Raw genomic sequence first — 14,128 nt, 5'->3', positions numbered from 1 at the left:
CCCGTGGCGAGGGAGCAAGCTCCCTCGCCACAAAAGCTGGTTCATTTCCAGGTTACTTTCCTCCCACCACCATGTGACTGAAAGGCTCGACATACGCCTGCAACGTCACCAGCCCGCCCACCAGAATCGCCAGCACCACCGAGTGGAAAAACACGTAGCGCAGGATTTCCCCTTCGTGGCCGTACCAGCGGGTCGCGGTGGAGGCGACCACGATCGATTGGGCGTCCACCATCTTGCCCATCACCCCGCCGGAACTGTTGGCGGCGGCCATCAACACCGGGCTGATTCCCAACTGCTCTGCCGTGACCCGTTGCAAACCGCCGAACAGCACGTTGGACGCCGTGTCCGAACCGGTCAGCGCCACGCCGAGCCAGCCCAGCAGCGTGCCGAACATCGGGTAGAAGATGCCCGTCGCGGCAAACGCCAGGCCCATGGTCGCGTCCAGGCCCGAATAGCGGGTGAGAAAGCCCAACGCCAACATGGCGACAATGGTGATCAGCGAATAGCGCACCACCCACAGCGTTCGCAGGTATTGGCGCGCCAGTTGCGGGATCGAATAGCCCATCAGCAAGCCGCCGAGAATAGCCGCCAGGAAGATGCCGCTGCCGGTGGCGGTGAACCAGTTGAACTTGTAGACCGCTTCCTCGGTTTTCGGCTGGGGCACCACCGGCGGGACCTTTTCGATCTGCTGGTGGATGGTGCCGAAGGTCAGCAGCGGCGAGAAGATCGGATTCGCCTCGCGCATTGGCTTGCCCTGGGGATCCAGCCTGGCCGATTGGGTCTGCGGGTCGATGGCCGGGCGGGTGTCGAACAGATTCTTGAAGCCCTGGGTGCCCCAGGCAAACACGAAGACCGTGAGGATGATCCACGGCATCCACGCCCGCAGCACGGCGGGGCGGTTATCGCTGGCGAAGGCGCCGCTGGCCACCGGCGTCTGTTGCTCGCTGGGGTCGATCTTCGAATCATCGTGCCGGCCTGACAACGCCGCCGAGGTATGCACCGTGGCCGGTTTCCAGACCTTGAGGAAACCGGTCAGGCAGGCCATGGAAATCAGCGCGGCAATCACGTCCACCAGCATCGGGCCGTGGTAGTTCGAGACCAGGAACTGCGGGATGGCGAAGCTGACGCCGGCCACCAGGATCGCCGGCCAGACTTCGAGCATCTTGCGCCAACCGGCGAACGCCCAGATCAGCCAGAACGGCACGATCACCGAGAAAAACGGCAACTGTCGGCCGACCATCATCGACAGCTCCATTTCATCCAGCCCGGTGACCTTGGCGAGCGTGATGATCGGCGTACCCAGCGCGCCGAACGCCACTGGCGCAGTGTTGGCGATCAGCGCCAGGCCCGAGGCGGCGAGCGGCGAAAAGCCCAGCCCGATCAGGATCGCCCCGGTCACCGCCACTGGCGTGCCGAAGCCCGCCGCGCCCTCGAAGAAGGCACCGAAACAGAAGGCGATCAGCAGCAATTGCAGACGCCGATCGTCGGTGATGCGCGCCAGGGAATCCTGCAGGACCTTGAACGAACCGTTCTCGGTGGTCAGCCGGTGCAGGAAGATGATGTTGAGCACGATCCAGCCGATGGGCAGCAGGCCGTTGGCCGCACCATAAAGGGCCGCCGAACCGGCCATGTCGGCGGGCATGCCGAAGGCGAAAATCGCGATGAGCAGCGCCGAGGCCAGGGCGTACAACGCCGCCAGGTGCGCCTTGACATGAAAGAACGCCAGGGCCGCCAGCATCACCACCACCGGAACCGCCGCCAGGAGCGTCGACAGCACCGCATTACCGAAGGGATCGTAGACTTGTTGCCAGACCATGTTCCACCTCTGCTTTTTATTGTTGGAAGTGCAGGCCCCGGGGGGATTGGCAGAGAAGTATAGGCGGGGATTTGGTAAGCGATTGCCTGCCAACCCCCCGTGGCGAGGGAGCTTGCTCCCGCTGGGTGGCGAAGCCGCCCCAAAATTTCTGCCTTGGCAAAAAGCTTGGGCCTGCTGCGCAGGCCAGCGGGAGCAAGCTCCCTCGCCACAGGGAGCTGTGCAACGGCGGCTAGCGGGCTTCGACGTTATCCAGCGCGCGGTTCGCCAGCAGCCCGCTCAGCTCGATCAGTTGCTGGATGCCCAGCTTTAACAACCCCGTGGCGAGGGAGCTTGCTCCCGCTGGGTGGCGAAGCCGCCCCAAAAATTTCTGCCTTGGCAAAAAGCTTGGGCCTGCTGCGCAGGCCAGCGGGAGCAAGCTCCCTCGCCACAGGGAACTGTGCAACGACGGCTAGCGGGCCTCGACGTTATCCAGCGCGCGGTTCGCCAGCAGCCCGCTCAGCTCGATCAGTTGCTGGATGCCCAGCTTTAACAACCCCGTGGCGAGGGAGCCAGCTCCCGCTGGGTGGCGAAGCCGCCCCAAAAATTTCTGCCTTGGCAAAAAGCTTGGGCCTGCTGCGCAGGCCAGCGGGAGCAAGCTCCCTCGCCACAGGGAGCTGTGCAACGGCGGCTAGCGGGCCTCGACGTTATCCAGCGCGCGATTCGCCAGCAGCCCGCTCAGCTCGATCAACTGCTGGATGCCCAGCTTTAACAACCCCGTGGCGAGGGAGCTTGCTCCCGCTGGGTGGCGAAGCCGCCCCAAAAATTTCTGCCTTGGCAAAAAAGCTTGGGCCTGCTGCGCAGGCCAGCGGGAGCAAGCTCCCTCGCCACGAGAGTGATTCGTAAGACCGTGCGCTCAGCCCTTCGCCGCCATCGCCGTCACTTCCACTTTCATGCCTTCCACCGCCAGCGCCGCCACGCCCACCGCGGCGCGCACCGGCCAGGGCTTGGCGAAGAAGCGTTTGTAGACTTCATTGAAAGCCGCGCGATCGGCCATGTCAGTCAGGTAGATGGTCAAGTGCAACACGCGGTCCATGGAGCTGCCGGCGCGTTCGAGGGCGCTCTTGAGCGCCTGCAACGTGCATTCGCTCTGCGCCGTGATGTCGCCCAGCTCCAGGCTGCCGTCCGCGCGGGTCGGGATCTGGGTGGAAACCAGCAGGCCGCCGAAACCGGCGACGTCAGAGGAGATGGAGTCTGCGTCCGGGTCGGGGGTGAACGTGATGTCTTGGTTCGCCATGGAAGTCTCGTGCTCGAAAAGAAAGGAGGCCAGTCGCGTCAAAACGACTGACCTGCCAGTTTAACGCCGATCTTCGGGCTGTCAGCCACTTCCTCCGGTTCGAGCCGCCGTCACCGTCGGCCCTGGACCATTCGCTTGGCGGTCAGCACGTGCTCCAGTTGCGGTTCGGCGACCGCTACGTGGGCGGCCATGTCGCGGGCCTGTTCCCAATCCAGCTCCGGGCGCAACCATTCGAGGGCGTTCTCGCCGGTGAAGGCCAGCAGTCGCTGCTGTTGATTGACCATGTCGCCGTAGGTCACCAGGGCCAGCCCGTCACAGCCGTTGGGCGTTTCACTGGCCTGGGCCAGGGCGGCGAGGAAGATCGGAGAGGATTGCCGCGACGTCGTATAGCTCAGGCGCTTGGACTGGGTGTGCGCGCCAGTCTCCGCGGCGGCTTCGTACCAGCCATCCACCGCCACCAGGACGCGACCGTCGCGCTTGATCCGGTCGAACACCTTGGAGCGCATCACCAGGTGCAAGGGCAGGTGGGTCAGCGGCGGCATCGTGCCCATCGACCACACGGGCGACCACCCCCAGCGCACCTTGATGCACTCCAGGCGCCCGCCACGGTTGCGTATGGCGCTGACCTGCATGTTCGGCTTGATCACGCTTTGTCGCTCATGCAGCGCGGGCTCCGCGGCAGCGTGAAGGCTGTCGGCGGACAAGCTTGATGGGTTGGCACCGAAGGGGTCGCGCTGGGCAAAAAACGCCAGGGAATCCTTGGAAGAAACGGGCTGAACGAAACATTCACACATCGCGAAAACTCCAGGCAGATATTGACTACAACCCGCCGTTGAAGCCGCAAAAAACGAGTCGTCTTCAGTCGGTTGCGGCGGTGTTATGTAGCTCCGAGCCGGCGCGCCAAAGCTTGGTTCGAAAATCCTTATCGTCACCGGATGAGCGGAAAATCAAGCGGCATTTCATCCACTTATACGACCGCTCATCGTCTGCACGGAGAGCCGCGCAATTTCCCAAGGTCGTTCGTTTTGTCCCCGCTGCTGTTGCATCGACGGCGTATCGCGAGGCCTCTGATGAAGGAGAAATGACCCATGACCAAAATCGACAACCTGCTGGATAACAAAGGGACGCCGCTGGACAAGCAGACGTTTACCTGGCGTGACCTGGCCGGCAAACCCATCAGCAAACTGGATGACGATGCGTTCACCCGAGTGCGGGTGATCCTGATGAACGGCGTCGAATCCGACGCGCTGCGCCTCAAGCATTTCGGCGCGCGTTTCCACAAGGAATTGCAACTGCCCCTGGCCCAGGTAAGGCGCGCCGAGCAGCATCAGATGACCGCGATAAACTGGCTGCTGTCGGCTGATCATTCGCCGCTTGAAACCACCGTGGCCTACGAACAGGTCGCCATCGAAGTGACTGCCGCCGTTGCCCAGAACGAGCCCGACCCTTATCAGGCGCAGACCTATCGTTTCGGCCTGCTGGAAGATTTCGACCACCTCTATCGTTACTCGGCCATGCTTGATCGGTTGGAAGGCAAAGACGCCAACAACATCCTGCAAGGCTATACGGACATCGTGCCCGGCCGGCCCACTAGCGAGCACCACCGCGCCCCCGGCGATGACCTGCGCGACAACTACAAGAAGGAGAACGCCGCGCTGATCACCAAGATCCATGCGGCGCTGATCACCGGTGCGGAATACCAGACCCATGATTACTACATGAACATCGGCCCGCTGTTTGCCGACCCGGTGGCGCGCGCGTTGTATGCCGAAATCGCCTCGGTGGAAGAGCAGCATGTCACCCAATATGGCTCGTTGCAGGACCCCAGCGAAACCTTCATGGAGAAGTGGCTGGTGCATGAAGCGATGGAGGTCTACACCTACGCCAGTTGCGCCGAGCAGGAAGAAAACCCACGGATCAAGGCGATGTGGGAACGCTTCGTCGACTACGAGCTGGGGCACTTGAACCTGGCTTGCGAATTGTTCAAGAAGTACGAGCGACGCGACCCCGCCGAGGTGCTCAGCGGCCAGTTGCCGCGCATGATCGAGTTCAAGAGCCAGCGCGATTTTGTCCGTGAGACGCTGTCCCGGGAAGTGGATTTGCGAGCCCACGGCATCGACTACGTGCCCAAGGAACGCGAAGGCCACGCTTCCCTCGACTACCGCGCCCAGCTCAACAGCGAAGGCGTGCCTGCCAACATCGTCTCCGCCGGCTACACCTTCAAGCCCGGCACCGAACTCAACCCAGTGGGAGAACAGCAATGAGCGAACGCCAAGTCACCATCGGCATGAATCGTACCGGCGTCCAGATGTCTCCCGAAGACACCGCTCGCCAACTGGAAGCCACCCGTCTGTTTCCGGCGGATGTGCCGGGCGATGTGAGCGAGTTTACCGCCGAGCGCGAGCGTGCCATTCGCGAGGCCGACCTGATCGGCTCGGTACCGGCACCGGGTTCGGTCAAAGGCGTGGTCAAGACCGCATTGGACAAAACCATCGGCAAGGCGCCGGAAGTGCTGCTGGACAAGCTCGGCGAACGCCTGGCCTTCGAGCGCACCGGCGTGCGCCTGTATGAGGCGATGGTCGCCAAGGCCACAGCCGCGCCCGGGGCCGATCCGGCGTTGGTGGAGACCTTGCGGCAGATCCAGGCCGAGGAGCTTGAGCACATGAACATCGTGCGCGAAGCCATCGAAACCCTCGGCGGCGATCCGACCGCGATGACGCCATGCGCGGACGTGGCGGGAGTCAAGGCGATGGGCGTGCTGCAAGTATTGACCGACCCACGCACCACCGTTTCCCAGTCGATGAGCGCGATCCTGACCATCGAGTTGGAAGACAACGCTGCCTGGGAATTGCTGATCGAGCTGGCGAAGAAGGGCGGTCACCCGCTGATCGCCAAGCGCTTCGGCCACGCCCTGGAGCAGGAGGAAACGCACCTGGCCACGGTGCGCGACTTCATCAGGCAAGACCTGCTCGCGCAAGTGAGTTGAGGCTTGTTTCACTGCGGGCTCCACCCTGTTTTTTCCGGGGTGGAGCCCTTGGCTCGAACTTTTGAAGGACACCCGCCCGTGAGTGAAACCGACCTTGAGATGGAATTGAAAGCCTGGCGGCTGTTGCTGGAAGACGATGCATATCGCCTGGACTTTCCCGAAGATTATTACGACACGTTGATCCGGCGCGCGGATGAATTGGTGTTGCATGAATTGATCAGTCTGGAGGATTGGCAATTGCTCAAGGACGCGGCGGACCAGGCTTACCAACTGACGGTTGAAATGCTGGCGCGTAATCAGCGCGATTGTCTGAGTGTGCAGGGGATGCGCTTGCCTCGAGCTTGATTTTCGTTGCGCCGAGGTTTGGTGGGTATATCCATTTATTTGTAGCTGCTGCTTATGGTTTCGCCCTTACGGCGAGTCACTTTCAAAAAGCGTGAAAGTAACCAAAGCGCTTTTGCCCCACCACTTGGCACCTCGCCTAGGCTCGGTGTGCCCTCACTCCGGCATTGCTCCGTGGGCCCGCCGCGAAGGGCCGTCCCTGGCCCAGCGCGGCTATCCCGGCATCCATGCCGGGATGCCCACTGCGCAATGCCTGCGTTCGGCCAGCGTGGTTAACGGGGCCTCCGGATCAACGTCTGCGGCGAGGCGGCCTTATAGCCGACCTGGTTTTGGTGTGGTTTGCATTTCCCTTGTGGGAGCGAGCCTGCTCGCGAAGGCAATGTCACGGTCGATGAAGATGTTGGATGTACCGGCTTCATCGCGAGCCAGCTCGCTCCCACATTGGATCTACGGCGGATGCCAGATTCCAGACACATGCAAAGCCCATGTGGGAGCGAGCTTGCTCGCGAAACCGTCGGTACAGGCAATGAAGATGTTGGATGTACCGGCCTCTTCGCGAGCAGGCTCGCTCCCACATTGGAACGCGGTCCGTCCACCCAAAATCAGGTCGGCTATAAGGCCGCCTCGCCGCAGACGTTGATCTCGGAGGCCCCGTTAACCACGACGGCCGAACGCAGGTATTGCGCAGTGGGCATCCCGGCATGGATGCCGGGATAGCCGCGCAGGGCCAGGGACGGCCCTTCGCGGCGGGCCCACGGAGCAATGCCGGAGTGAGGGCACACCGAGCCTAGGCGAGGTGCCAAGTGGTGGGGCAGAAGCGCTTTGGTTACTTTCACGCTTTTTGAAAGTGACTCGCCGTAAGGGCGAAACCATAAGCAGCCATCACCAAAAAAACGGATATGCCCCCAATCCAAACCCACCCGTGCGTCCTAAACCAAATCAACTCACCCTTGCTCGATACTCCGCAAAACCACCTCCCGCGGCTCGACCCGAGGAAAATTCAGGCGCTGCCAGCGCCAGGCATCCTCCAACATCCGCTCAAGCCCATGACGTGCAGTCCAGCCCAACTGCTCGGCTGCCTTGCCCGGATCCGCCCAGCACCGTGCAATGTCCCCCGGACGACGCGCTTCAAAAGCCAGCGGCACGGTCGCACCGGTCGCCCGCTCGAAAGCACTGACCACTTCCAGCACCGAATAACCACGCCCGGTGCCCAGGTTCCAGACGTGCACACCCGTCTGTTCGCGCAAGAACGCCAGAGCTTGCAAGTGCCCCTCGGCCAGATCCACCACATGTACATAATCCCTGATCCCGGTGCCATCCGGCGTCGGGTAGTCGGAGCCGAAAATCCGCAGCACCTCGCGCTCGCCGTTGGCCACCTGCAACAGGTACGGCAAAAGGTTGTTGGGGGTCTGCGTCGGCGTCTCTCCCAGCAGGCCTGAACAATGCGCGCCGATCGGGTTGAAGTAGCGCAGCAAGCCGATCGACCAGCGGGCGTCGGAGGCGGCGGTGCTGCGCATGACGTGTTCGGCCATCAGTTTCGACTGGCCGTACGGGTTGGTCGGCTGCCCGGTCGGGCAGGTTTCGGCGATGGGCATCTGGGCGCAATCGCCGTAGACCGTCGCCGATGAGCTGAACACCAGGTTGAACACGCCGGCTTCGGCCATCGCCTGGCACAGCGTCACGCTGCCGCTGACGTTCGTGTCGAAATACCTCAGCGGTTCACGCACGCTTTCACCCACCGCCTTGAGCCCGGCGCAATGAACGACGGCCTCGATGGGGTACTCCCTGAAGACCTTGTCCAGTGCGCGACGGCTTCTCACGTCGGCATGGACAAAAACCGGCTCCCGCCCCGTCACGTCCGATATGCGCTGCACGGTTGCCCGGGAGCTGTTGCACAGGTTGTCGAGGATCACCACCTCGTCGCCCTGGTTCATCAACTCGACCGCCACATGGGCGCCGATATAACCCGCACCACCTGTCACCAGAATCATCATTCAGTCCCCCTCGATTATCCCTGTCCTGGTGTCTCTTGGACGAGACACTCGGCGTTGTCCGGCGGTCTCTTTCGGCAGTGGTGCGCGTTGGAGACATCAGCCTGTTCTGTTGAGTGTGGTGGCGGGCTCCAGGAGTTCAGAGCAGTTGACTGACCGGTGTGTGCACTTGGTCGGCTGGCTGGAAGAAGATTTGGAACGGCATCGGAACCGGCTTTCTCAAACGTCCACAAGGCCAGGCGTGAGAGGAGTTACCAGGTCTTGTTTGCCAGGCGCAGCAGCGCCGGATCGCGGTAGGCCCAGCATCGATTTTCAGACATCGATCTTTAGAAAAGGAACGTCACATGAATCAACAAGAACATCTTCATCCCGATCACAGCGCCGCGCCCGCCGCGAGCTTGCGACCTACGCTGTTGTGCCTGTCGCACCTGCGCTGGGGCTTTGTCTATCAGCGGCCGCAACACGTGATGTCGCGATTGGCCAGGGACTACGACGTACTGTTTTTCGAAGAACCGATATTCGAAGGCCGGCAGTCCGCGCACCTGGAAAGCTATGCAGTGGCGGAGGGCGTGACGGTGCTGGTGCCAAGGCTCCCCGAGGGGCTGGATGAAGCCCAGGTGATCGCCACCCAGCGCGAATTGCTCGATGCCTGGCTGGCAGAGCATTGGCCGAGTGAGTTGATGCTCTGGTACCTCACGCCCATGAGCCAGGCCTTCACCGATCACCTGGAGGCCAATGTGGTGATTTTCGATTGCATGGACGAACTCTCGGCCTTCAAGTTTGCGCCGCCCGCGTTGGTGGAGATGGAGCGGCGGCTGATGGCCAAGGCCGATGTGGTGTTCACCGGCGGATACAGCCTCTGGGAGGCCAAGCGCGAGCATCACGACAACGTCCACGCCATGCCCAGCAGCGTTGATATCACGCACTTTGCCGCGGCCAGGCAGCCGATTCCCGACCCGGCGGACCAGGCTGATATCGGTCATCCGCGCCTGGGTTTCTTTGGCGTCATCGATGAGCGTTTTGATATCGAGCTGGTACGTGAACTGGCGACGCAGCGGCCGGACTGGCACATCGTGTTGATCGGGCCGGTGGTGAAGATCGATCCGCAGACGTTGCCGCGCCTGGCGAATATTCACTACCTGGGCGCCAAGCAATATGAAGAGCTGCCTGCGTACCTGGCGGGTTGGGACGTGGCGTTGATGCCATTCGCATTGAACGAATCCACTCGCTTCATCAGCCCTACCAAAACGCCCGAATACCTGGCGGGCGGGTGCCCGGTGGTGTCCACGCCGATCCGCGATGTGGTCAATGGCTACGGTGAGAGTGGTGTGGTCGCGATTGCCGATTCGCCCCAGGGATTCATCGACGCGATCCAGGCCGCGCTCGACCTGCGGACCCAGCCAGGAGTGGTTGCGCAGTACGCCGACAAAGCGCTGGACGGCATGTCCTGGGACAAGACCTGCGCGCAGATGAAGGAGCAGATCGAATGCCAACGATAACCCTCGATTCCCTTGATAACTCCCAAGGCGGCGCGCCGTACGACTACCTGATCGTCGGCGCCGGTTTCGCCGGCAGCGTGCTGGCCGAGCGGCTGGCCGAAGGGTTGGGCAAGCGCGTGCTGCTGGTCGATCGTCGCGATCACATCGGCGGCAATGCATACGACCACTTGGACGAGGCGGGCGTGCTGGTCCATCGCTACGGGCCGCACATCTTCCACACCAATGCCCAGCGCATTGTCGATTACCTGTCGCGGTTCACCGAATGGCGCCCGTACGAGCATCGAGTGCTGGCCCAGGTCGATGAGCACCGGGTGCCGATTCCCATCAACCTGACGACGCTCAATAGGCTGTTCGGCTTGTCCATGGATGAAGCGCAGGCCGAGGCCTTCCTGGCGCAGCGGGCGGAGCCGGTCGAGTCGATCAGGACTTCGGAGGACGTGGTCATCAACCAGATCGGCCGCGAGCTGTATGAGAAATTCTTTCGTGGCTACACCCGCAAGCAGTGGGGCCTGGACCCTTCGCAGCTGGACAAGTCGGTGACCTCGCGGGTGCCGACACGGACCAATACCGATGATCGGTATTTCACCGACGAGTTCCAGATGATGCCGCTGCACGGCTATACACGGATGTTCGAGCGCATGCTCGCCCATCCGAACATCGATATCTTGTTGGCGACCGATTTCAAAGAGGTTCGCCAGCGCATCCCCTATCGGGAACTGGTCTATTGCGGGCCGATCGATGAGTACTTCGAATACTGCTTCGGCCATCTGCCGTATCGCTCGTTGCGCTTTCAGCATGAAACGCTGGATGCGCCGCAGTTCCAGCCGGTGGCAGTGGTCAACTATCCGGACGAGCGCGTGCCCTATACACGAATCACCGAGTACAAGCACCTCACCGGGCAGGAGCATCCGCGCACCAGCATCAGCTACGAGTTCCCCTGCGCCGATGGTGACCCTTACTACCCGGTTCCGCGCCCGGAAAACGCCGAGCTGTACAAACGCTACAAGGCCCTGGCCGACGAAACACCCGGGGTGACTTTTCTCGGTCGGCTCGGCACCTACAAGTACTACAACATGGATCAGGTGGTCGGTCAGGCGCTGGCGCTGTATCAGCGCATCGCCGAGGGCGAAGGGGTCGTGACGAGGGCTCACGAGGTCGAGCCGGGTTGATCCCGGCTTCATCCAGACACTGGGAGACAGCAGCGTGCAGGAGAGGATCTTCAACAGTTTCGTGATGGCCGGCTACGAGTGTTCCACCCATCGCCGTGCCGATGGACGTCGGCTGGATATGCTCGCCGCGACTCGCCATGACCGCTGGGCCGAGCAGGATTACAGCCGGCTCGCCGAGCTGGGCATTCGCTGCGCCAGGGATGGCTTGCGTTGGCATCTGATCGAACAGCAGCCGGGTCGTTATGACTGGAGCAGTTTCCTGCCGATGCTGCGCGCCGCCCAGCGCGGCGATGTGCAAGTGGTGTGGGACCTGTGCCATTACGGCTACCCCGACGATCTGGACATCTGGCGGCCGGCCTTCGTCGAACGGTTTGCTCGCTTCGCCGGCGCCGTCGCGCGGTTGATGCGCGAGGAGGGGATCGAGACGGCGTTCTACTCGCCGATCAACGAGATATCTTTCTGGAGCTGGGCCGGCGGCGACGTCGGCTACTTCAACCCCACCGCCCGACAACGGGGCATGGAGCTCAAGCACCAGTTGGTGCGCGCGAGTATCGCGGCGATCGAGGCGATTCGCGAGGTGACTCCCGCCGCGCGATTCGTCCAGTGCGACCCGCTGATCAACGTGCGGTCCTTATCGCGGCGGGCCGAAGATATCGAGGCCGCCGAGGCGTATCGGTTATCCCAGTTCGAGGCGTGGGACCTGCTCACCGGCAGAAGCTGGCCGGGGTTGGGCGGGCGCGAGGAGTACCTGGATATTGTCGGCGTCAATTTCTATCCGCATAACCAGTGGTTCCTGCACGGCAATCGGATCGAGCCGGGCAGCGCGGATTATCGCCCGTTGGTGGGCATGCTCAGCGAAGTCCACCAGCGTTATCGAAGGCCGCTTCTGCTCTCTGAAACGGGCGCCGAAGACACCGCTCGGGTGCCCTGGCTGCACTACATCGGCGAGCAGTTGGCACTGGCGATGGAGCGCGGCATTCCGATAGCAGGCATGTGCTGGTACCCGTTTCTTGACTACCCGGGTTGGGACGATGATCGCTACTGTCCCACTGGCGTGTTTGGCTACGCCGACAACGAGGGCAGCCGCGCGTCTTTCCATCCACTGACGTTGGCAATGAAGTCCCTGCAGGCGCGGTTTGCCTCGTCCGTGGCCACGGTGCAGATGCCATGAACAGCCATCAGTCCCATGGCGCGCCGTTGCCGAATACCGCCATCGCGTTTTTGTGGCGATACGTCACCCTCAGGCCGTGGCATTTCGCGACGTTGTTTGTGCTGATTGTCGGTGCCGCCAGTTGCGCGGTGGCGGTGCAGTTCGGCATGAAGCTGCTGGTCGACGCGATGGCCCAGGGCAGGGAGGCGGCCGGGCATGTGTGGCTGCCGTTCACCGTGTTCATCGCGCTGATTGTGGTGGAAAACCTGTTCTGGCGTTCCGGTGGCTACCTGGGCTGCCGGACGGTGGTCGCCAGTTGCGCGGATTTGCGGATCGACCTGTTCAATCACCTGACCGGACACCCGATGCGCTATTTCTCCGAGCATTTCGCCGGAGCCCTGGCCAACCGGATCTCCTCGGCGGGCGCGGCAGCGGGTTCCATCTACGGTGGCCTGGCCTGGAAGATTATTCCACCTTGCGTGGATTTCATCGGTGCGGTCGTGGTGCTGTTTACCGTGCGGCTGTCCATGGGAATCGCTTTGATCGGCGCAGTGGTTGTGGTGGCCTCGCTGATCACCGTGATGGGGCTGCGCGGCCGCAGCCGGCATATCGATTTCGCTTCCCAGGCCGCACGCGTCGGTGGCGAGTTGGTGGACCAGGTCTCCAACGTCTGGACGATCAAGGCATTCTCCGCCCGACACCGCGAGCGGCGCCGGCTCGAACAGGCGATCGGCGTCGAGGCCAAGGCCCAGCGCCGCAGCTGGATCTACCTGGAAAAAGCCCGGGTCTTGCACGACATCTGCCTGTCGATCATGGCCGGCGGCATGCTCGGCTGGTCGATCCTGTTGTGGCAGGACGGGCAGATCACCCCGGGCGATGTAGTGATGGTCAGCGCGTTGTCGTTTCGCATCCTGCACGGCTCGCGTGACCTGGCGCTGGCTTTGGTGGATACCTCGCAGCAGATGGGCGTGATTGCCGAAACGTTGCGCATCATCGTCCAGCCACACGCACTCAGCGACACCCCGGCGGAACTGGAACCTGGGCGCGGCAATATCCGTTTCCTCGACGTCAGCTACAGCTATGCCGACGGGCGCGGCGCGATCAGGCATCTGTCCCTGGACATTCCGGCCGGCCAGAAAGTCGGCATCGTCGGGCCGTCGGGCGCGGGCAAGTCGACATTGGTCAGTCTGGTCCAGCGCCTGGACGATGTGCGCAGCGGGGTGATCCTGATCGATGGCCGCGACGTGCGCTCGGTCAGTCAGGACAGCCTGCGCAGCCAGATCGCCGTGGTGCCTCAGGAGCCGGCGCTGTTCAATCGGACCATCTACGAAAACATCGCCTATGGCCAGCCCGATGCCACCGAGGCACAAGTCATCGACGCGGCCCGCCATGCCTATTGCGAAGAATTCATCCGCGACCTGCCGGAAGGCTTCAACACGTTGGTGGGCGAGCGCGGCGTGATGCTCTCGGGCGGCCAACGCCAGCGCCTCGGGCTGGCGCGGGCGTTCCTCAAGAACGCACCGATCCTGATCCTCGACGAAGCCACCTCGGCACTGGATTCGGAATCCGAAGCCAAGGTGCAAATGGCCCTGGACGATCTGATGCGCGGTCGCACCGTGCTGGCAGTGGCGCACCGGCTGTCGACGGTCGCGCGGTTCGACCGGATCTTGGTCTTGCAGGGCGGAAGAATCATCGAAGACGGCTCACCCGATGAACTGCGCCAGCGTGAAGGGCCGTTCCAGACCCTGTGGCAGGCGCAGGGATTGGAATTGGGCAAGCGTTAGCTGCCGATATTGGATGTGCCGCCGCCTTCGCGAGCAGGCTCGCTCCCACAGTGCAAACGAGATTGGGCGTTGGATGTGCATGCGCCGCAGGACCCCTGTGGGAGCGAGCTTGCTCGCG

The 14,128-nt window shown here is 62.5% G+C and carries 11 protein-coding genes and 3 pseudogenes; 7 read left to right on the top strand and 7 right to left on the bottom strand.

Going from position 1 to position 14,128, the window contains the following annotated elements:
- Nucleotides 1-52: 52 nt before the first annotated feature.
- The 6 genes and pseudogenes from J3P96_RS18055 to J3P96_RS18030 all read right to left on the bottom strand — a co-directional run bounded on the left by J3P96_RS18055 (nucleotide 53) and on the right by J3P96_RS18030 (nucleotide 3,883).
- Nucleotides 53-1,816, bottom strand: coding sequence for an L-lactate permease (locus J3P96_RS18055; protein WP_434568980.1), 1,764 nt, complete (start codon nucleotides 1,814-1,816; stop codon nucleotides 53-55).
- A 229-nt stretch (nucleotides 1,817-2,045) separates the two neighbouring features.
- Nucleotides 2,046-2,120, bottom strand: a pseudogene (locus J3P96_RS18050) (DUF6124 family protein); the annotation flags it as partial.
- A gap of 144 nt (nucleotides 2,121-2,264) precedes the next feature.
- Nucleotides 2,265-2,339: pseudogene (locus J3P96_RS18045) on the bottom strand (DUF6124 family protein); the annotation flags it as partial.
- 144 nt (nucleotides 2,340-2,483) lie between these two features.
- Nucleotides 2,484-2,558, bottom strand: a pseudogene (locus J3P96_RS18040) (DUF6124 family protein); the annotation flags it as partial.
- A gap of 150 nt (nucleotides 2,559-2,708) precedes the next feature.
- Entirely contained in the window at nucleotides 2,709-3,089 is a 381-nt protein-coding gene (locus tag J3P96_RS18035) for a RidA family protein (RefSeq protein ID WP_434603794.1), read from the bottom strand.
- A 110-nt stretch (nucleotides 3,090-3,199) separates the two neighbouring features.
- Nucleotides 3,200-3,883: an SOS response-associated peptidase family protein gene (locus J3P96_RS18030; protein WP_434603797.1), complete on the bottom strand. Its 684-nt coding sequence runs from the start codon at nucleotides 3,881-3,883 to the stop codon at nucleotides 3,200-3,202.
- A 294-nt stretch (nucleotides 3,884-4,177) separates the two neighbouring features.
- Here J3P96_RS18030 and J3P96_RS18025 point away from each other — a divergent pair, with 294 nt between their 5' ends.
- The 3 genes from J3P96_RS18025 (at nucleotide 4,178) to J3P96_RS18015 (ending at nucleotide 6,420) form a co-directional block, all read left to right on the top strand.
- Nucleotides 4,178-5,353, top strand: coding sequence for a hypothetical protein (locus J3P96_RS18025; RefSeq protein WP_434603800.1), 1,176 nt, complete (start codon nucleotides 4,178-4,180; stop codon nucleotides 5,351-5,353).
- Nucleotides 5,350-6,075 carry a ferritin-like domain-containing protein gene (locus J3P96_RS18020; protein ID WP_434652748.1) on the top strand — a complete coding sequence of 242 codons (726 nt, stop codon included), beginning with the start codon at nucleotides 5,350-5,352 and terminating at the stop codon, nucleotides 6,073-6,075. The genes J3P96_RS18025 and J3P96_RS18020 overlap by 4 nt, the downstream gene beginning before the upstream one ends.
- Before the next feature lie 78 nt (nucleotides 6,076-6,153).
- The gene (locus tag J3P96_RS18015) at nucleotides 6,154-6,420 is read left to right on the top strand and encodes a hypothetical protein (RefSeq protein WP_434624625.1); all 267 of its coding nucleotides are present in this window, start codon (nucleotides 6,154-6,156) and stop codon (nucleotides 6,418-6,420) included.
- A 941-nt stretch (nucleotides 6,421-7,361) separates the two neighbouring features.
- Here the strand turns inward: J3P96_RS18015 and galE are convergent.
- Nucleotides 7,362-8,408, bottom strand: a complete 1,047-nt coding sequence (galE, locus tag J3P96_RS18010; RefSeq protein ID WP_434658250.1) for a UDP-glucose 4-epimerase GalE — start codon at nucleotides 8,406-8,408, stop codon at nucleotides 7,362-7,364.
- Nucleotides 8,409-8,752: 344 nt separating this feature from the next.
- Between galE and J3P96_RS18005 the strand changes: the two genes are divergently transcribed.
- The 4 genes from J3P96_RS18005 to J3P96_RS17990 all read left to right on the top strand — a co-directional run bounded on the left by J3P96_RS18005 (nucleotide 8,753) and on the right by J3P96_RS17990 (nucleotide 14,010).
- A complete protein-coding gene (locus tag J3P96_RS18005) occupies nucleotides 8,753-9,907 on the top strand; it encodes a glycosyltransferase family 1 protein (RefSeq protein ID WP_434652746.1) in 1,155 nt (384 codons plus the stop codon).
- Nucleotides 9,895-11,076 carry a UDP-galactopyranose mutase gene (glf, locus tag J3P96_RS18000; protein WP_434652745.1) on the top strand — a complete coding sequence of 394 codons (1,182 nt, stop codon included), beginning with the start codon at nucleotides 9,895-9,897 and terminating at the stop codon, nucleotides 11,074-11,076. The genes J3P96_RS18005 and glf overlap by 13 nt, the downstream gene beginning before the upstream one ends.
- Before the next feature lie 64 nt (nucleotides 11,077-11,140).
- Complete coding sequence (locus tag J3P96_RS17995) at nucleotides 11,141-12,247, top strand: beta-glucosidase (protein WP_434658247.1); 1,107 nt, start codon at nucleotides 11,141-11,143, stop codon at nucleotides 12,245-12,247.
- Entirely contained in the window at nucleotides 12,244-14,010 is a 1,767-nt protein-coding gene (locus tag J3P96_RS17990) for an ABC transporter ATP-binding protein (protein WP_434652743.1), read from the top strand. Before J3P96_RS17995 ends, J3P96_RS17990 begins: the two co-directional genes overlap by 4 nt.
- The last annotated feature ends 118 nt before the right edge of the window (nucleotides 14,011-14,128 follow it).

The organism is Pseudomonas sp. R3-56 (assembly GCF_051132075.1).
GTDB lineage: Bacteria > Pseudomonadota > Gammaproteobacteria > Pseudomonadales > Pseudomonadaceae > Aquipseudomonas.
The sequence above is the reverse complement of the archived record's forward strand: the minus strand, read 5'-3'. Positions and strand labels throughout refer to the sequence as shown.